Origin of the sequence: Acinetobacter sp. KS-LM10, from assembly GCF_036896575.1 — a bacterium.
Lineage (GTDB): Bacteria > Pseudomonadota > Gammaproteobacteria > Pseudomonadales > Moraxellaceae > Acinetobacter > Acinetobacter avistercoris.
In genome coordinates this window covers 2,156,507-2,176,185 of record NZ_CP145906.1, presented here as the reverse complement: position 1 = coordinate 2,176,185, position 19,679 = coordinate 2,156,507, and the positions used below count along the sequence as shown (strand labels likewise).

Genomic DNA, 19,679 nt, shown 5'->3' with positions numbered 1-19,679 from the left:
ATTATAAGCTTTATAAACGATAAAACTGTTTCGCCGTATGATGAAAAACTTGTGCAACGGCATTTGGGTCATATGCTGCGACAGCATCACTAAACGCATCAATGATATTCGCCAATGATGTGCTGACACGATCCATAGGGAAGTTAGACGCAAACATGACACGATAAGTCCCAAAGCATTGCAACACATGACTAATGAGCGGCAGAGCGAGATTTAAAACCTCTTCTTTGCTCGCTAATTGCTTTCGGCTATGAAATTGATGTCCAAGAACAGGCATGAACAAACCCGACATTTTGGTATAAACATTTGGATATTGTGCCAGCTCTTCAATATCTTCTTTCCATCGAAAGAAAATATTGTCCCGTGCGGTTTGTGTGATCCCCGTGTGTTTACCCACTTGACCAAATAGTCCAGCAGGGGTGCCAAAATGATCCAGTACAATTGATGTTTCAGGAAACTGTTTCGCGAGCGCAATGACATCGTTCAGTTGGGTGGAATAAACCCAAGCATCAAAACTTAAATTGTGTTGCGCTAAAGCTTCGAAACCTTTTAGAAATTTTTTTTGAGTATATAAATGTGCTTCATCCGTCCATGCATGGATCGCAGAGTCTTCATGAAAAGCCCCCATTTTACGTATACCCCGAAAATGAGGTGAGGCTTTATGATGCATTTTTAAAATTTTCTTAAAATTACTGTCTCTTGGATCAGCTGAAGCCACAATAGCCCCGAGATTTGAACCGAATGAGTCAAAGGGTAGGGACTCAATAAATTTCGTTTCGGCGACGACACCTTTTGCTGTTTGATTTTTCCAACTGGCTTCGACATGGACCACTTTTTCAACGTTATAATGCGCCAGATCTTTTTGATAATCTGCGGGTAAGTAGGGGGCAGTGATATGTGTGGTCAAACCCAGTGTGTCGATCAAATCTTTAGGTTTGGCTAATCGCACAACCTTATCTAACAAATAAGGGTGCTTACCAAATAACTTGACGGCTAATGCTGCAGCATGAGGCGTATTGTACGGGTCCCATTGATGGATATGCGCATCAATGAATGCAAAATCAAAGTGTTTCATCCTTTTTTTCTCTGCTTAATCATCCATAGATTTAAAATACGACAAAAACGCTCAATGATGAATTGTATTTTTGTCCATATTGATGAAACCAAAAGCAATAAAAAAAGCCCAAATGGGCTTTTTAAATAGTATGAAGAATCTAAAACATTGTCATTAATGCGTAGGTTTGTGCTCATGCTTATTGGCATGGAACTCTTCGTTATGACGGAAACGTAAATAGTTTTCAAACTGTTCACAATATTCATCATAGTTGTCTTCAAGCATCATTTGAAATTGTTGCATGACATAAGACATCACTTGGTCTTTAGCTTCACGCATTTCATTGCCATCTTTAAAGCCATTGGCAGCAACCCAAGTATTAAAACGCGCAGTACCAAATAACATGGCAGCACTGACCTGACCACGGATTTCAGTAGGTTTGATAGTAGAACCTTTTTCAATACGACAAAATTCATTGGCTTGTTTAATAAAATCATCAGCACGTTCAAAGAAAGCAGCATTTAACGCTTCTTCTTCTGTGACATCTGTTGCTTCAATTTTTTGCACCATGAAAACTGTTCCTAGCATAAATATCTAATGCGCTATTATAGGCAAAGCCTTGCATAAACTAAACCTTTCACTTAATCTAAAAATAGCCTAAGTAGTTTTATCTCGGATTGGAGCAGAATATGCAGGATGCTATCGCAGTACAAAGTTTAAAAAGTGATATTGCATTATTACGTCAAAATATTTGGCCGCCTGTAGATCTTGCCAATGTAGAAGGCTTACCGATTTATTATGGAACTAAGCAACAAGTCGAAGATTATTATCGGCAGTGGACAGGGTTGATTGAAAGAGCACAGGATCTATTTCAGCCTTTTATGGAGGATGAAGTCCCTGATGCGATACATTTACCCAGTCATCTCAATCTACCGCTATTCTATTTTCATGTCGATCGCATTCGAATCAATAAAACGCGTGCAAAGGAATCTAAAACTTTTCGTGGGATTGCCAGTTTAATTGAAAAATGTGGTCAATTTGAACCTGAACAAGTTATGGCAATGTCACGTTGGCTTGACACAGATGACACAGCCGCATTGGTCGCGCATCGTGAGTTTATAGATTTACGAACCTACGTCTTCCAACACGGTCAAAGTGATTACACTCGAACACGTTTTTATGTGAATGGGATTGTACTGAGTACCGAATCACATTTTGAATTGGTGGATGCACGTGACAAGCCACGTAAACAGCGCAATGACAGTTATAGTGATCCATTGGCAGATAATAATACTTGGCGTGTATTTGGGAAAAATCGTTGAAAAATTTTTATATCAACAAATTTAATTTTGCATAGATTGAATTTAATCGATATTGATCTAGCACGTTGATGCTAGATCAATTGAATGAAGACTTAATTTTTTCAGCGCACATTATTTTAAAAACTTACGACTCACCAAGAACTGTTCAGTCGCTTCCAAAAGTTTTTCTGCATAGACTTCTTGCTTAGCAGTGAGCCAGCCTAAAGCAAACCAGTCACTTGCTTCCAATTCAGTTTGCTGTAAATAGGATGCTGATGCTGCCAAAATTTGATATTGTTCAGCAGCGTGTTGAGCATCATTTAACGCTTTGCCATATTTCTGTAAGTTCTTAACATCAAAAATTTGCGTCAAAATTGGAAAGCTAAACTTGAGTTCACTTAAACGTAGCGCCAGCGTATCTAAACTTTCAAAATCTGTGAGATCTGCACTACTTAAAGCTTCTTGCAAGGTCTTATACTGATTTTGTAAGGTGCTCTGTGCGTACCATTTCAAATCTTGACTTTGTACTTTTTTGGAAGCACCCAAGCTAAACATTAACAGCTCTAAATAGTGCTGAACATTTTGTGTAGATTTCACTAAATTATTCAGTTTTTCTTGAGCATATAGAACATCTTTACTCAAACTTTCAGCTGTTTTAGGGTTTTGTAAAAGTGCACCTAAAGTACTTTGCATATGCTCAAAATGCTTAAGATTCTCAAAGTGATTTTTAAAGGCTAATAATTGACTCGCCCATTTATCTACACCTTTTGACGTCCAATCTTTAAAAATAAATAAAGTTAAATACAAATGATTCAGCGCCGTATGGGCCTGTTCAATATGCTCTTTTTCAGAAACTTGAGCTGAAATGGCGGCAATATTGGGCAATAAATGTTGCATATGATGAGCAATCAAATGGCGAATACTTTTTTCAGCGCTTTCTTTTTTGGCCAGAATGATTTCATTTTCCTGAACGGCAGGACTGACTTGGAGATCAAGTACCAGTAAGTTTCCAAACTCAGCTTTACTGCGCACATCGAGCCAAAGTTGATACTTTTTGACCCATTCAGAACTGAATGCTAAAAGAGATTCAACTGAACCGGCTTTCAACTCAAATTCGACTTCATGAATTTCTTGTTGTTTTGTATCGGTTTTTACTACGCCAACGTCAACACAGACTTCGATTTGGGCATGTTCAAATTCAATGACACGTAAGGTACGTTGAATATCCGTTTCAAACTGAAGTTGTAAAGCATCGAAATTGTTTCCCAATACTTTTTTGAGTATTGCCTCTGCTTCAGGTTTCTGCGCATAAATGGATAAATCCAACTGCGGTGCTTGTTCTAACTCACCTAAGTCATGATTATCTTCGAAACGGTGCAAGTGGCTTTGACCTGCAGCTTTAAGTGTCTGTATCCAGCGCGTACCTTCTAAACGTTGACGTAATGCAATACCATGTTGAGACAGGGTGCGTTCAGCAGTGTCATAGTATTTTGCTTGAAGTTGAATAATTTCGGATTTTTTAGGGTCGACTGCTTTAAGTAAAGCATTTCGGCGAGTTTCTGGAATTTGAAATTTCAATTCAACTTCAATCATTGTTTAATCCTAAAAGCATATTTTTCTATAAAAGATCGACTCAGTGAGTGACCAAACTGAATGAAAAAGAGAGAAATTCATTCAATATTTCAGTCAGATTGTAACTGATTCAAAGCATATAAAATGAAGCTAATCTAAAAATGATGAAATCTTTGTGAATGCTGCTTCTTTGTTTGCTTAACATAATGCTCTTTTCTTTGGGATGGAATTGAATTAATGTGATGGAAAAACGAACAGGATGTTGTTGTCATGAATGCTCAAGTTAAACACAAGCTAGATTTAAACCAATCGCATGAATTTAAATTACCTATTCAAAATTATTCAGAGTTTTATCGTTTCTATTTAACCGAACATCGCAATATTGTCAGCCGTCGCTTACATGCAGCGGGCAGTAGTGTCGGAATTTATTTTTTTACTAAAGCTATTCGTCAACGTAAACCCAAATATTTGGTTTACGGACTTTTATCGGGCTACGCATGTGCATGGGTAGGGCATTTCATCTTTGAAAAGAATAAACCTGCGAGTTTTAAACAGCCCTTATACAGTTTCATTTCAGATTGGCGTATGTTGTCGGATATTCTGCGTGGAAATCTTAGTTTGAAAGATCGAAAGTACGACAAAATAGATCGCTAATCTGTCGCAGGATTGAACAATACCTTCTAAAGAGCCTATTTTATGCTAGGCTTTTTGTTTTTCTTTTCAGATACGTCTGCGCCCTTGCAGAGCTTTGTCATATAATCAAACTAATTTGCTTTAGGTTAGAGATATATGCGCGGTCTTTATTTAATTACCAATGATGATCCGATTGAGCTTCTATTGGCCAAACTTGAAGGGGCAATGGCGACTTATGAAGTCGCAGTACTTCAATATCGTCGTAAGAACGTGGCGAAAGAAAATCAAGCTTACGAAATTGAATACATGAAAAACATGTGTAATCAATACAACGTTCCTTTTGTGATCAATGATGACTTAGAAACGGCAGTGCAATATGGCGTTGGTGTGCACTTGGGTCAAGGCGATGGTTCAATTGTAGAAGCTGTCGCTCGTCTGCCAAAAAATGTTTTGATCGGTCGTAGTTGCAATAACTCTATAGAACTCGCAGAGCAAGCCATTGCAGATGGTGCTAATTATGTGGCTTTCGGTGCAATCTATGCAACAGAGAGCAAACCTGAAGCGGGAAATATCGGGCTCAACATCCTTAAGCTCGCTAAAGAAAAACTGAATGTTCCTATTTGTGCCATTGGTGGTTTGACGGTAGAAAATTCGGGCGTGGTGATTGAAGCGGGTGCTGATCTCTGTGCGGTGATCAGTGATGTATTGGGTGGTTCAATGTCAGTGGTTGCTCAACGAGTCTATGACTGGTCTGAGTTATTCGCTGAAAAGGCATAAGGTTATAAGAAGACCTAAAAATTTCTGAAAAGATTGAATTTTGCTGAAAAAACGCAAGTGCTTTTTTTGTTTTAAATCATTTAAATTTTTGAGTTGAGAATCTCCATGACTTTATCTGCTAAGCAAGAACAATTGTTTAAACAAGCCAGCAAACACATTCCAGGTGGTGTGAATTCACCTGTACGTGCTTTCAATGGCGTGGGTGGTACGCCTGTTTTTATTGAAAAAGCCAAAGGCGCTTACTTATATGATGTTGATGGTAAACGCTATGTTGACTACGTTGGTTCATGGGGGCCGATGATCTTAGGTCATGCACATCCTGCAATTATCAAAGCGGTGCAAGAGGCGGCTGTTGATGGTTTGAGTTTTGGTGCACCGACTGTTCATGAAACGACATTGGCAGATATCATTTGTGAAATTATGCCGTCTATCGAGTTAGTTCGTATGACCAACTCGGGAACTGAAGCGACAATGACCGCCATTCGTTTAGCGCGTGGTTATACGGGTCGTGACAAAATTGTCAAATTTGAAGGAAACTATCACGGTCATTCAGACTCGTTATTAGTGAAAGCAGGTTCTGGTTTATTGACCAGTGGCGAAGGTGAAGCCACTTCTGCAGGTGTTCCAGCAGATTTTGCCAAGCACACTTTAACGCTTCCATATAATGATATTGAGATGCTTAAAGCGTGTTTTGCGAAGTTCGGTTCTGAAATTGCAGGGGTGATTGTTGAGCCTGTTGCGGGCAACATGAACTTGGTTAAACCTATTGATGGCTTCTTACAAGTAATTCGTGATGTTTGTGACGAATATGGTTCAGTTTTCATTATTGATGAAGTGATGACAGGTTTCCGTGTTGGACTGGGTGGCGCACAAGCACACTATGGTGTGACACCTGATTTAACCACACTAGGTAAAATCATTGGCGCAGGTCTGCCAGTGGGTGCATTTGGTGGTAAACGCGAAGTCATGGAATGTATCGCTCCACTCGGTAAGGTATATCAAGCGGGAACATTGTCAGGTAATCCTCTCGCGATGCGTGCAGGTATTGAAATGTTTAAGCATTTACGTGCTGAAGGTTTCTATGAAAACTTAACGGCTAAACTTACGACCTTGCTCACTGGCTTACAAGCAGCAGCAGACGAAGCAGGCGTCCCTTTTTATACGCAACAAGTGGGTGGAATGTTCGGTCTGTACTTCACAGATCAAAAAGAAATCACTGGATTTGATTCTATTTTGAAATGTGATGTTGATAAATTCCGTTTGTTCTTCCATGGCATGTTGCAACGTGGTGTGAACCTTGCGCCTTCTGCATTTGAAGCGGGATTCTTCTCAAGTGCGCATTCTGATGAAGATATTGTGTATACAATTCAAGCAGCTAAAGAAGTTTTTGCGACTCTCTAATAGATTTAGGATAAAAATCTATTAATATAAGCCCACAGCATACGTGCTGTGGGCTTTGTTTGATGAAGAATGTGTCGAGTATAAAATTCAGGGAAATACACGAGAAATGAAAACCAAACACTATTTAACTTTGGAAGATGCTGAATTCTTACTTACTCGTGCGCATCAATACGCCATTGATCAGAAATTCAATGTCAGTATTGCGGTGGTTGATGAGTCAGGTACTTTATTGGCGATGAAACGTATGGATGGCGCCGCGCCAATGACGGCTAATTTGGCTGTCGAAAAAGCAAAATGTTCTGCGCTGAGTCGTTTACCCTCACAAATTCTTGAGGAATTAATTAAAGACGGTCAATTGGGTTTTTTAACGGTCTCGTCTTTTTCGGGCATGCTTGAAGGAGCTGAACCGATTATCTATAAAGATCACTTGGTTGGGGCATTGGGTGTTTCAGGTGTTAAATCGCATGAGGATGCTGAAATTGCACAACATGCGATTCAAGTCTTCTTGGCACTTGCAGATTAACCTTCTAATTCTCGATTTAGGCCATTGTTTTAAATAAATATTTTTAATATTCATTGTTAATGAAAGTTTTAATTGCGGATCGTAGTTAAAGATTTAACCGCAAAGCGTATAAAATCATTGAGATTAAGATCAAACATCTAATCTCAATGATTTAAATAGAAAAAATCTTAATCATCTAGGTGAGGTGAGTCTTCTCTTTAAGCTGAGTATTTGCGATTAAGACTTGAAGATCATTAATTTAAGACCATTCGTTTAGTATCCTAAATCCTAAATCCTAAATCCTAAATCCTAAATCTGACAATACAGATTTATAAAACAGTGCTTTTCAAGTTTAGTCGAAAATTTTAGCTATCGCTTGGAAGGGCAGAGTCACCACATCAAAGCCGACTGCAAACGGTAATAGAACCAGTTTCTGGGCAGCTGTAGATGAATTTTTTGAATACTCTTTACTGTATTGATTGGTATAGATCCGCACTTCATAGGGTTTACTCAGTGCTGTAAGAGATTGAGTGTTTCTAGCCTGCGGATAAACAACACCTTCAAGTTTTATATCAAAACAAAAGCGTTGGGCTTTCAAACGCTGGTCACTAGACGATGTACATTCTCTAGCACTATTTTGGATAAAAAATTGACGATCGGCTTTGGTGACATCTTCACTCAGTTTGGTATAGGTGATGGGTAATAATCCGCTAAAATGACCATCATTTTTCTCAGACAGAAAAGCCAATGAGCGTGTGATTTCAATATTCTTGGGATCTAGCGAAGAAATAATTGTCGTAAATCGAGTACCACCTTGCGTCAGCACATAACTATGACGCTCGCCAATGATCACAATGCTGTCATTGGGAAGGTTGTTGACTGCATATGCTGGTTTTCCAAAAGCAATAACGGTGTCATTGATTAAATTAATTTGATGGGTGGTGGTACGACTTCCTTTATCTTTTTCTATTAATGTACGTGTAGCACAGGCATTTAAAAGTACGCAACTTAATAAGATGCTAGAGATTTGCAGTGATTTTTTGATCATGAAGAATACTCATTCTATATTGTTATATTTTATCTTTTTGTATTCAGTTTGGATGAATAACAATTTGTCTAAATATAATACAGCTTTAAGCCATGTTTTAAAGCTGAATGTTCAAAACTAGATCGATTCACTTTATTGTTCATTTGATGCTTTGGATAAGTCAAAATAATAAAATCATCTTAATCGTTATTTTCTGAATAAAACTTATAAGTTTTTCTCATTTTACATTGAAATTTAATGCTAAGCTTTCTATCATTGCTGCCTATTTTCACGATCTGCTAGGAATTGAACTTTGAGTAACTTTCTAAAAGAGCACCTGATTTATCGTGACAAAGATTTCATGGTTATTCATAAACCTGCTGGTCTGCTTTCAGTCCCCGGAAAGACGGAAGACTTACAAGACTGTGCCATCAATCGGTTACTCAAAGAAGAACGTCGAACACTGCTCATCCATCGTTTAGATCGGGATACCTCGGGTATTTTAGTCTTTGGCCTATCAAAAGCGGGTCAAAAATCAATTTCAAGACAATTTCAAGAAAGACAGACAGATAAAACCTATCAAGCCTTGGTCGTCGGGCAGTTAGAAGGCGAAGGTACTGTCGATATTCCTGTGGTTTATGATCCAACACGTCCTCCATTACATATTGTTGATCCTGAGCATAACAAAGTTGCGCTTACACATTGGCAGGTTATGGAGCAATTCCAAATTCAAGATCAAATAGTGACACGGGTAAAACTAACGCCTATTACTGGTCGAGCACATCAACTACGCGTTCACATGCAATATTTGGGACATCCCATCGTCGGTGATACCCTATACGCAAGTCCAGAACATCAGAGCCTCATGCCTCGTCTTTGTTTACACGCAGAGCAATTGAGTTTTTATCATCCTATTACTGAAGAGCGTATGGATTTTAATAGTCCAGTGCCTTTTTGATTTTCGTTTAAATTTTGATGATGGAGAGAGTGGATATAATCGAATCTGGATTGAATTTTCCACACAAAAACTCAATCACTTGATTAAAAGTTAATCATTCTTAAATTATGCTCACTTTTTGGTGGGCTTTGTGTCAAAATATATTGCTTAAAGACGTTAAACTTTGCTCAAATATTCTCCTGATTGAGCTTTGGTTTTTCAGTCCTAACTTGAGATAAGGTGGAAGAAATTGCAGCAATTTGCTATTGGTCAACGTTGGTTATCAGATACAGAAACAGAACTTGGTTTAGGTGTATTGATTGATGTTGATGAACGATCAATCAGTATTTTATTTCCAAAAAGTGATGAAACACGCGTTTATGCACGCAACAACGCACCACTATCTCGAATTGTTTTTAACGTAAATGATGAGCTTCTAGATCAAGAAGGCGTGACTTGGAAAGTTGAGTCTTTTGAAGAACGTAATGATGTGATTCGTTATAACGTAATTCGAACTTTAGAAGATGGCACCGAAGAACGCAAAGCATTAAATGAAACGCGATTGGGTGCAACGATTCAACTGTCTAAGCCTCTAGATCGTCTTCTTGCTAGCCAAATTGATTATAAAGAATGGTATGACTTGCGTATTGAAGCGATGCAGATGCAAGCCAATATGCAAAATAGCCCTCTACGCGGCATGATCGGCTCACGTGTCGGTTTGATTCCACATCAGCTCTATATCGCGCATGAAGTGGGTAAACGTTTTGCCCCACGTGTTTTGCTTGCAGATGAAGTGGGTTTAGGTAAAACCATTGAAGCAGGATTGATTATTCACCAGCAACTGAAAACAGGGCGTTCAGAACGTATTCTGATTTTGGTGCCTGATTCTTTGCAATATCAGTGGATGATTGAAATGCGTCGCCGTTTCAATTTGAATTTCTCATTATTCGATTTGACCCGTACTGCTTCTATAAAAGAACATGATCCAGAGCAAAACCCGTTCCTAACTGAGCAATGTATTATCGCATCTGTTGATTTGATGATCGACCATGATGATTTGCGTGAACAAGCGGTAGAGGCAGGCTTTGATTTATTGGTGGTTGACGAAGCGCATCATCTCATGTGGTCTGAAGAAGAAGGCGGTAATGACCGTTATGACCTGATTGAAGAACTGGCTGAAAAAACTGCAGGTGTATTGCTGTTGACTGCAACGCCAGAACAGTTGGGTGTTGAAAGCCATTTTGCTCGTTTACGTTTATTGGATCCGCAGCGCTTTAGTTCACTTGAGCGCTTCTTGGATGAAGAAGAAAAATATCAGCATACGGCTAAAATTGCTGAAGTTCTAATGTCAGATTTTCCTCTTGAAGCTGAGCATTTTGAAGCAATTGAACAGTTATTGGGTCATAAAGTTGAAGATGAGCCAGAACAACGTTTCCGCGCAATTCATGAGCTTTTAGACCGTCATGGTACGGGACGTGTATTGTTCCGTAATACGCGTGAAGCGATTCAAGGTTTTCCAGGTCGTGACTGTCAGCCTGCGCCGTTGCAAGCGCCAGAACATTGGTCTAAAGACGGAAAATTACGTGAACAAATGTGGCCTGAAGAAGCACAGTTAGATGGTGCTTGGATGGAAAATGATCCGCGTATATCGTGGATTATGGAAATGCTACGCACACAGTTAAAACACAAGAAAGTATTGCTTATTGCGCGCAGTGGTCCAGTCGTTGAAGCTTTAGAAAGTGCACTACGTATTCATGCGGGTATTCGAACTGCAATGTTCCATGAAGGTATGAGCTTGTTGGAGCGTGACCAAGCGGCTGCGTATTTTGCAGAAGATTCGTATGGCGCACAAATTTTACTGTGTTCTGAGATTGGTTCAGAAGGCCGTAACTTCCAGTTTGCTTCAGATCTGATTTTATTCGATTTACCTTCTAATCCAGATATTTTAGAACAACGTATTGGTCGTTTAGATCGTATTGGTCAAGAAAACCGTATTCAAATTCATGTGCCTTATTTATTGGGTACAGCTCAAGAGCGTATGTTCCGTTGGTATAACGAAGCATTGAATATTTTCAGTAATATTTCGCCTACAGCGCAAACACTTCAAGAAAATTTCATCATGGACTTGAAAGGCTGTCTATTGGCGGATTTGGGTCAGCAATTTGAAGATTTGCTTGAAGCTGTGAATGTTCAACGTCAAGCGCTTGAAAATGAATTGCAAGCAGGCCGTGACCGTTTACTTGAATACAACTCTTGTCGTCCTGTTGTGGCTCAAGAAATTGTTCAAGCGCTTGAAGAATATGACGACAACACTTTGTTGCCAATGTTCATGAAGCGTTTTATGGCATCAACCAATATTGATTTTGATGAGCAAAGTAATGGTACGGTGATTATTAAACCGACTGAACAAATGCAAGTTCAAGGTTTACCGCTGGATGAAGATGGAATGACATTGACGTTCTATCGTGATCAAGCACAAATTCGTGACGATGCTGAGTACATTACGCTGGAACATCCATTTACTGAAAGCGTGATGGAAATCATTAATACGCAATCTTTCGGTAGTACCAATGTTTCCGTATTAAAATCTGCTGCATTACCGCAGGGTTCTGTCTTGGTTGAAGTTTGGTTTAAAGTAGGTGTCGTAGCGCCGAAAGCTTTAAATCTTCCATCGAGTTTACCAACACAATTGATACGCGTATTACTCAGTGAAAAAGGTCAGGATTTATCCAATAAGATTGCTCCAGACATTTTAAAACCGTATTTACATCATCTGGATGGCAATAGCTGTCGTCAAGTGATCAAAGCGCGTCGTGTCGTGATTGAAGAGCGTTATAACCAAGCTTTAGATATTGCCAAAGGCGTATTGCCTGACTTGAAACAACAATCTAAAGAAATTTATGGCAACAAATGGCAGTATGAGATTGATCGTTTAAGCTACTTGAAACAATTCAACTCAAGTATCCGTGAAGATGAAATTTCACGTCTTCAAAAATTGCAAAAAGAAGGTTTAGGTTTGTTGGATGGTTTAACGATGACGCCTGAAGCGATTCGTGTGATGGTGGTGGTTAAGCCTTGATACTGTTGTTTCAAAGCATTTAAAAAGCACCTTCGGGTGCTTTTTTTATATGTCACATTTATATTGAGTAAGGTATAGAGCAGATTAGGATTTACTGTGTTTATGCTCAGTTTTTAATAGAAAAAATCACTTTATCTTTTTAAGTATTAAATTGGCTGAAATCAGGTTTTCTTTTTTGCATAAAGGCCGAAATGGCTTCCATTAATTCAGGCGATTGAATACGTTGACACACAATTTTAGCTTCATGATCTATACACGTTAAAATTTGTTGAAGATTATGTTTCATTTGTGATTTAACAATTTGCAAGGATGCAGTCGGTAATAAGGCAAGTTCTCGTGCTTGCGCTGTTGAAAAAGTATAAGGATCTTCAACAATCGCGTTGATTAATCGTGCACTGAGCGCTTTCTCGGCATTAAATTTTTGCCCAGTCAATAATAATTCAGCAGCAAGATGATAACCCGCTTTCTGTGAAAAAAGCAGGCTGGAAGCACCTTCTAAAGTCAGACCTAAATTGACAAAGGGGAGTTGAAATGAGGTACTGTGATCTGCATAAACCAAATCACAATGTGATAACAGCGTAACTCCTACACCAATCGCAACACCACGTACAGCTGCAATGATTGGCTTTGAAAATTGAGCAAGTGCTTTTAAAAATAGAAAAGGTGGTGTTGAGCCAGGCGAAATACTCTCTTGAGTCTGAACAGCAAGCATTAAGAAGTACTTGAGGTCATTGCCTGAACTAAAGTCGGTTGCATTTCCTCTGAGAATGACCACACGAACGTCTGGGCTAGTATCTGCTTCATTTAGAACATCTGTAATAAGCGTATAAAGATCGCCATTCAACGCATTTTTGCATTCTGGGCGATTAATCTCAATCGTGAGTACAGTTTGTACTAAACTGAGATTTAAATGTGGATGAACATCCTCTAAGCATCGAAGCATATTTACAATCCTTGTAATCAGCGTATCTAAATGATGAAATCCAAATTACCATAAACAGAATATTTAAAGCTGTTTTAATATTCCTTCTGCATCGCGATAACTCATATATTTTGGCACAGCATAAATGCCGTGAGCTTCCTTAAAGGCTGATTCAATCATCTGCGGGAAATCTTTGGGATCTAGACCTTTCACGGAGGTTTTAATTTGAATTTCTTTCAGCAAAGCTCTAATTTTATTAATAAATATATTTGTAGCTTGTGGCTCTGAAACGTGTACAGGAGCAATCTTCATTTTATATGCTATTTCAGCGAAACGTTTTGCAGATGCGTCACGATTAAACTCAAGCACATAAGGCAGAATAATTGCGTTTGCTCGACCATGTGGAATTTGATACTGCGTACCTAGTTGATGTGCCAGTGCATGAACATAACCGATACCAGCAGAATTCATCGCTAAACCCGCATAATGTGAGCCTAAAGCCATCGCTTCTCGAGCTTCCAGATTATTTCCATCTTTCCACGCCGTAACGAGATTATCTAAAATCAATTTCATGGCTGCGGATGCATAATAATCAGATTGTTTATTTGAAAATTTACTGGTCCAAGATTCTATGGCATGGGTTAAAGCATCAATTCCTGTATCAGCAGTAATCGAAGGTGGCATGCCTTGCATGATGATAGGATCTAAAGCCGTTGCTAAAGGCACCACTTTAGGGTCAATCACTAGACTTTTAATATGTGTTTTGCTGTCAGAGATCACAGCGGCAACAGTCACTTCTGAACCTGTCCCCGCTGTTGTTGGAATGACAAAAAGCGGGGTAGCAGATTGACGTGCTTTTAAAATACCCACCAATTGTTGTGGAGATTTATTGTTGGCAGAGGCAAGCGCTAAAACTTTCGCAGTATCGATGGTTGAACCCCCACCAACAGCGAGTACAGAATCACATTTTGATTGATGAAATAAATCTAAACCTTTTTCGACAATTTCGCAGGTTGGATCTGGCAATACACCTGAGAAAACAGTGACTTTGATTCCGTTGTTTTTAAGATGAGCTTCTATTGGTTGAATTAACCCTAATTCAAATAAGACAGCATCAGTCACGATGAATACATGTTGCATGCCGAGTTGTGCAATATTGGAACAAAGACTAAAGGTTGAGTCTTTACCAGCAAAAACGAGTGGATGACTAACAGGTAAAGCAACTGTAAGAGCCTTTACTGCTAAAAGTTGTGCTTTTGCACGAAGAATGGTGGCAATCTTTGCCATATGCTGAATCTCAATCCATGATACTTAAATATTAATAGGTTAAACACGGAAGGATTGCATTGGCGACAAACTTCTTTCCATTCATAAGAAAATGCCAATGATACTTTCAATGTAGAGTCATAATTTTATTAAAGAAAAATAAATATTCTTAAAAAGAGTAGCTTACATTCATTTTTTTAAACTATATAAATAATCTTATGATTTTGCTTGATTTTTTTACATGAATTAAGTAAAGATGATGTTATCAATTGATGTGGTTAAAAAATAAGCAAAAAGAGATTGATTCAATTTTAAAAGATGAAAAGGAGTTTATTCATCATGGAAGAACGACAGCTAACAGATCAAAATGAATATCTAGAATCTCATATTCATTATTTGTTGCATTGGGAAAAAACACAAAGGAATAAGACACACTTTGTCCAACCTTTACCGAGCGGAGAGGTATTGTCATATACGTGGGGTGAGATTGGTCAACAAGTACGTTCAATGGCTAATCATTTGCTGTCATTAAATCTACCTGCGCATAGTCATATCGCGATTTATGGTAAAAATAGCGCACATTGGATTATGGCCGATTTAGCGATTTGGATGGCGGGTCATGTTTCTATACCGTTATATACCACTTTAAATGCTGAAGGTACCAAATACGTATTAGAGCATAGTGAAACCAAACTGATTTTTATTGGTAAATTGGATGGTGTTGGGGATAGTTGGAATGAAGTGCGTGAAATTATTCCTACAGATATGCCATGCATCAGATTACCCCTTGCACCAGCTTATGCTGAAGCACCGACATGGGATTCAATCATTGTTGAAACTACGCCTTTAGAAAACATTCAACTTCCACATCAAGATGATTTGGCAACCATTATTTATACTTCAGGAAGTACTGGTTTACCCAAAGGGGTGATGCAAAGCTTTAAAACGATGTTGGCGCCAGCAAGTGCATTAAAAACCACATTCAAAGTGACTGAGTCCGATCGAGCGTTATCTTATTTACCGCTTGCTCATGTGGCTGAACGAATTTTCATTGAAGCCTCATCGATGATCTGTGGTCTGACCGTATATTTCGCAAATTCATTAGATACCTTTGTGGATGATTTGAATCGTGCTAAACCGACTATTTTCTTCTCAGTACCACGGTTATGGACAAAGTTCTATTTGGGTGTGAATGATAAAATTTCTCCTAAAAAACAAAATATACTCTTTAAAATACCATTTTTAGGAAATTTGATTAAAAAGAAACTCCTCTCCAAACTTGGATTAAATCATGTTCGCTATGCGCTTACAGGTGCAGCGCCATTACCCGTCAATATCATTAAATGGTATCGCAGCTTAGGGCTAGAGCTTCTTGAAGTCTATGGAATGACTGAGAACTGTGGTTATTCTCATGTCACACGTCAGGGTGAATATTTAAGTGGCTTTGTCGGTCATGTACAGCCGGGTGCAGAATGTAAAATTGATGAAAATGGTGAGATCTTGGTTAAAAGTCCAGGAACGATGTTGGGTTATTATAAAAATCCAGAAAAAACTGCTGAAGATCTCACGGCTGATCATTTTCTACGTACAGGTGATCTTGGCATTATTGATGATCGAGGTCGTTTAAAAATTACTGGACGAGTAAAAGATATTTTTAAAACGGCTAAAGGTAAATATGTGATGCCTGTGCCCATTGAACAAAAAATTGGGGAAAATCCGCTGATCGAATCTGTATGTGTTGGTGGGGCAAGTCATCCTCAACCGGTTGCATTTGTGATGTTGGCTGAAGATGTTCGTAATAAATTGAAAGTGGATAATCATCGTGAAGAAATTGAGGCAGAGCTTATACAATTAAAAGAAAGCATTAATCAAACACTTGAACCTCATGAAAAGATCAGTTTCTTTTTGGTCGTTAATGATTTATGGACGATGGAAAATGATCTACTCACGCCAACCATGAAGATTAAGCGCAATAAAATTGAAGAACGTTATGAGCCGCATATTGAAGCTTGGGCTCAGCGTAGCCAAGTTGTGGTTTGGGAGTAAATCATTTTTATAATGTATTTGAATAATTGAGCGTATGTAAATCAGAAAACCCTTTATTAATTCTAAAATAAAGGGTTTTTTGACTAAAAATAAACGCAAGTAACCTAAGTCCTAGAGCGTTTTTAACGAGAATTTTTCATTTCGATATGACGTGCACCTTCTAAAATCATACGAATCATCATCATCGTTTGTTCAGCCACTAACTTTCGGTCTTCATTTGGCATATTCAGCAATTTTGCACCCATATTAAAAACCAGCTGAGTAATGGCTTTTGCAGCTAAATCAGGATGTGCCATTTTACTGTTATTGGCGCTTTCAAGACGGACTAAATCTTCCTGAAGTTCTTGCTGGAAATAATTTAATTGTTTTTCGACGGCGTCTTTATAAGACGATGAACCTGTATAGCCTTCTCTTAACAATAAGCTGAGATTTCCTTCATCTGCATCCAATTGTTCAATAAAAACTTCAACTGAACTTCTGATAATACTCGAATGCTGAGATGCCTTTAGACGTGCTTCATGCAGAATTTGTCGAAGTACAACAGCAGATCGATCAATCAATTCAATGGCAAGTTCATCGATGTCTTTAAAATGTCGATAAAAGCTATTCGGGGCGATGCCTGCTTCGCGTGCTACTTCACGTAAGCTAAGCGAAGCAATACTTTTTTGTGGACCAATTAAATTTAATGCTGCTTGAAAAAGCTCTTCTTTGCTTATGGTGGCTTTTCTACCTACAGAGCGAGTTGTTCCATGGACTGATACAGTTGTGGACTCAGATTGTGTCAAAGTGGCTGGGTTCGCTAAAGTAGATGGACGCATAGAGAATCAAGTTAATAGATTTATAGTCTTAGTATAGCCTCGCTGTGCAGCAAGTGGAATGATTTGATCTATCAAAGTAACGATACAAGCATATATACAAATATATATACATGTGTATAATAACTCTTAATCAATTTTTAGTGAGCCAAATATGCACGCTGTTATGCAACCAAAAACTATTTTGGGTTCAATTGTGTCATCTGTATTTGATGCCAATGCTGCAGATTTTTGGCTTCAAAAATTAAATCCGATTTGGTCGGTGAATGATTCACTTGGGCGTATTGTCGAAAAAAGTGAAACGGCATCAGATACTGTCAGTCTTAAAATTCGAATCAATAAAAATTTTAAAATGGGTCAAGCAGGGCAACATCATCCTGTGATTGTCACCCATGACGGCCGACGTTATGAGCGTACATATAGCTTGACGCAACTAGATGAATCACATGTCTTGCTGACTGTAAAAAAGATTCAAAAAGGGATTGTGAGCACGTGGTTGTGCGAAATATCAAAGATTGGTGATGTGATTGAGTTTGGCGTGCCGTATGGAGATATGCTGATTCAATCAAATACTGCGCCATTACTATTGTTGGCAGCGGGCAGTGGTATTACACCGATGTACAGCCTATTGAAAACCTTGGTGCAATCAAAGCAAATTGAGCAGAAGCCAGTGCAATTGATGTATTGGGTTAAAAATCAGCATGATGTTGCATTTAAAACTGAGCTAGAGCAGTGGGCGATACAGTATCCAAACTTCAAATTGCATGTTTTTTACACGCAAGAAGAGGCAATGGATGATCGTCTTAATACAGCACATCAGCAGCTTGTTGAAAATTTAGCTGAGATGACGGTATATAGCTGTGGTCCATCAGGATTTGTGGCAACTGCTGAACAAGTATTTGCACAGGCGAAAGAAGTAAAAAGCGAAGCATTTAGCTTAACGCCAATCGTAAATGATGAAACTGGCTTTATCACTGTGACCTTGTCTAAATCCAATCAAAATGTACTGATTCCAAAAGGACAGTCTATTTTGCTTGCACTTGAACAGCAAAATATTATGCCTAAACATGGCTGTCGTATGGGTGTGTGTAATAAATGTGCATGTCACAAAGCACAAGGCTCGACCAAGAATCTCGTGAATGGTGCTGAGAACACAGAGCCAGGGAATCTATTAAAAATTTGCGTCAATTCAGCTCAGACTGACTTAGTAATTGATCTTTAAGCGAGTATTTCTATGAATATGCCAGTAAAGTTACAATATTTTAAGAATCCTAAAAATCGTGAATTAAGCCAGTATGAATTGGACGAACTTGCACGTGAACTTGATGCCATCAAGCAAGAAGTCCTTGATGATATTGGTGAGAAAGACGAAAAATATATAAAGCGTGTTTATGCTGCAATTCGATATAGCTCGATTGTAGGTCGTGCATGTTTATTTGCCGGTTGGTTTCCGCCAGCATGGGTTTTGGGTACAGGTCTGTTAGGCTTCGCTAAAATCATGGAAAATATGGAACTCGGACATAACGTCATGCACGGTCAATATGACTGGATGAACGATCCGAAATTCAAAGGAACCACCTATGAGTGGGACATTGTTGGAACTTCAGAAGATTGGCGTCAGACCCACAACTTTAAGCATCATACCTATACCAATATTAAAGGGATGGATGATGATATTGGCTATGGCATCATTCGACTCTTCCCAGAACAACGTTGGAAAAAAGGTTATTTGCTGCAACCCTTATATAGCATTCCATTCTGTTTACTTTTCCAATGGGGTGTTGCAATTCAAAACTTAGAAATTGGTAAGTATTTGAAAGGGCGCATGAGCAAACAAGAGTTTAGCGACCGTTGGAAACCAATGGGCAAAAAAATGTCTAAACAGATGTTTAAAGACTATGTCTTTTTCCCATTGATTGCAGGTCCAGCTGCACTACCAGTATTTGCAGGAAACTTGGTCGCGAATGGAATTCGTAATATTTGGACTTTTAGTATTATTTTCTGTGGTCATTTTACCAAAGACGTTGAAGTGTTTCCAAAATCGGTGTTGGAAAATGAAAGTCGCGGTCATTGGTACATGCGCCAAATTCGTGGATCTTCAAACTTAACCGGTTCAGAAGGATTTCATATTTTGACTGGGCACTTGAGTCATCAAATTGAACATCACTTATATCCTGATATCCCAGCTCGTCGTTATCGCCAAATGGGACCAAAGGTTAAAGCTGTATGTGAAAAATATGGAATTAACTACAACAACGCGAGCCTCTTTAAACAGTACGGACAAGTCTTGGGTCGTATTGTGAAATATGCGTTTCCATTTAAAAAATAATGAATATAAAAATGAAAG

17 protein-coding genes are annotated in these 19,679 nt (G+C 38.6%); 10 read left to right on the top strand and 7 right to left on the bottom strand.

Annotated elements, in window-relative coordinates; all coding sequences use genetic code 11:
- Window positions 1–10: 10 nt before the first annotated feature.
- Together V5M36_RS09940 and V5M36_RS09935 are read right to left on the bottom strand one after the other, a co-directional pair.
- Window positions 11–1,075, bottom strand: a complete 1,065-nt coding sequence (locus V5M36_RS09940) for an amidohydrolase family protein (protein WP_338558489.1) — start codon at window positions 1,073–1,075, stop codon at window positions 11–13.
- Between the two features lie 153 nt (window positions 1,076–1,228).
- The gene (locus tag V5M36_RS09935) at window positions 1,229–1,624 is read right to left on the bottom strand and encodes a DUF3144 domain-containing protein (RefSeq protein WP_338558487.1); all 396 of its coding nucleotides are present in this window, start codon (window positions 1,622–1,624) and stop codon (window positions 1,229–1,231) included.
- A 119-nt stretch (window positions 1,625–1,743) separates the two neighbouring features.
- On the opposite strand from V5M36_RS09935, the gene V5M36_RS09930 reads away from it, so the two are divergent.
- Complete coding sequence (locus V5M36_RS09930) at window positions 1,744–2,376, top strand: hypothetical protein (RefSeq protein ID WP_338558485.1); 633 nt, start codon at window positions 1,744–1,746, stop codon at window positions 2,374–2,376.
- 111 nt (window positions 2,377–2,487) lie between these two features.
- Here the strand turns inward: V5M36_RS09930 and V5M36_RS09925 are convergent, their stop codons facing one another.
- Window positions 2,488–3,948, bottom strand: a complete 1,461-nt coding sequence (locus V5M36_RS09925) for a CYTH domain-containing protein (protein WP_338558482.1) — start codon at window positions 3,946–3,948, stop codon at window positions 2,488–2,490.
- A 249-nt stretch (window positions 3,949–4,197) separates the two neighbouring features.
- On the opposite strand from V5M36_RS09925, the gene V5M36_RS09920 reads away from it, so the two are divergent.
- The 4 genes from V5M36_RS09920 (at window position 4,198) to V5M36_RS09905 (ending at window position 7,261) form a co-directional block, all read left to right on the top strand.
- Complete coding sequence (locus V5M36_RS09920) at window positions 4,198–4,581, top strand: DUF962 domain-containing protein (RefSeq protein ID WP_338558479.1); 384 nt, start codon at window positions 4,198–4,200, stop codon at window positions 4,579–4,581.
- Between the two features lie 135 nt (window positions 4,582–4,716).
- On the top strand, window positions 4,717–5,337 hold the full coding sequence (gene thiE, locus V5M36_RS09915) for a thiamine phosphate synthase (protein ID WP_338558476.1): 621 nt from the start codon (window positions 4,717–4,719) through the stop codon (window positions 5,335–5,337).
- 105 nt (window positions 5,338–5,442) lie between these two features.
- On the top strand, window positions 5,443–6,738 hold the full coding sequence (hemL, locus tag V5M36_RS09910) for a glutamate-1-semialdehyde 2,1-aminomutase (protein WP_338558474.1): 1,296 nt from the start codon (window positions 5,443–5,445) through the stop codon (window positions 6,736–6,738).
- A gap of 106 nt (window positions 6,739–6,844) precedes the next feature.
- On the top strand, window positions 6,845–7,261 hold the full coding sequence (locus tag V5M36_RS09905) for a GlcG/HbpS family heme-binding protein (RefSeq protein ID WP_338558472.1): 417 nt from the start codon (window positions 6,845–6,847) through the stop codon (window positions 7,259–7,261).
- Window positions 7,262–7,592: 331 nt separating this feature from the next.
- On the opposite strand, the gene V5M36_RS09900 is transcribed toward V5M36_RS09905, so the two are convergent.
- A complete protein-coding gene (locus tag V5M36_RS09900; protein ID WP_338558470.1) occupies window positions 7,593–8,288 on the bottom strand; it encodes a hypothetical protein in 696 nt (231 codons plus the stop codon).
- 292 nt (window positions 8,289–8,580) lie between these two features.
- Between V5M36_RS09900 and V5M36_RS09895 the strand changes: the two genes are divergently transcribed.
- Both V5M36_RS09895 and rapA read left to right on the top strand, forming a co-directional pair.
- Window positions 8,581–9,225, top strand: coding sequence for an RluA family pseudouridine synthase (locus V5M36_RS09895; RefSeq protein WP_338558468.1), 645 nt, complete (start codon window positions 8,581–8,583; stop codon window positions 9,223–9,225).
- Window positions 9,226–9,454: 229 nt separating this feature from the next.
- Window positions 9,455–12,283 carry an RNA polymerase-associated protein RapA gene (gene rapA / locus V5M36_RS09890; RefSeq protein ID WP_338558466.1) on the top strand — a complete coding sequence of 943 codons (2,829 nt, stop codon included), beginning with the start codon at window positions 9,455–9,457 and terminating at the stop codon, window positions 12,281–12,283.
- A 139-nt stretch (window positions 12,284–12,422) separates the two neighbouring features.
- Here rapA and V5M36_RS09885 read toward each other — a convergent pair whose 3' ends face one another.
- Together V5M36_RS09885 and V5M36_RS09880 are read right to left on the bottom strand one after the other, a co-directional pair.
- Window positions 12,423–13,226, bottom strand: a complete 804-nt coding sequence (locus V5M36_RS09885; protein WP_338558464.1) for an enoyl-CoA hydratase-related protein — start codon at window positions 13,224–13,226, stop codon at window positions 12,423–12,425.
- A gap of 63 nt (window positions 13,227–13,289) precedes the next feature.
- Entirely contained in the window at window positions 13,290–14,492 is a 1,203-nt protein-coding gene (locus tag V5M36_RS09880) for an iron-containing alcohol dehydrogenase (RefSeq protein ID WP_338558462.1), read from the bottom strand.
- 318 nt (window positions 14,493–14,810) lie between these two features.
- On the opposite strand from V5M36_RS09880, the gene V5M36_RS09875 reads away from it, so the two are divergent.
- Window positions 14,811–16,517 carry an AMP-binding protein gene (locus V5M36_RS09875; RefSeq protein ID WP_338558460.1) on the top strand — a complete coding sequence of 569 codons (1,707 nt, stop codon included), beginning with the start codon at window positions 14,811–14,813 and terminating at the stop codon, window positions 16,515–16,517.
- 122 nt (window positions 16,518–16,639) lie between these two features.
- On the opposite strand, the gene fabR is transcribed toward V5M36_RS09875, so the two are convergent.
- Window positions 16,640–17,335, bottom strand: a complete 696-nt coding sequence (fabR, locus tag V5M36_RS09870) for an HTH-type transcriptional repressor FabR (RefSeq protein WP_338558457.1) — start codon at window positions 17,333–17,335, stop codon at window positions 16,640–16,642.
- 151 nt (window positions 17,336–17,486) lie between these two features.
- On the opposite strand from fabR, the gene V5M36_RS09865 reads away from it, so the two are divergent.
- Both V5M36_RS09865 and V5M36_RS09860 read left to right on the top strand, forming a co-directional pair.
- Window positions 17,487–18,554 (top strand): ferredoxin reductase, encoded by a 1,068-nt coding sequence (locus V5M36_RS09865; protein WP_338558454.1) that lies wholly within the window; start codon window positions 17,487–17,489, stop codon window positions 18,552–18,554.
- 12 nt (window positions 18,555–18,566) lie between these two features.
- A complete protein-coding gene (locus tag V5M36_RS09860) occupies window positions 18,567–19,661 on the top strand; it encodes a fatty acid desaturase family protein (protein ID WP_338558451.1) in 1,095 nt (364 codons plus the stop codon).
- The last annotated feature ends 18 nt before the right edge of the window (window positions 19,662–19,679 follow it).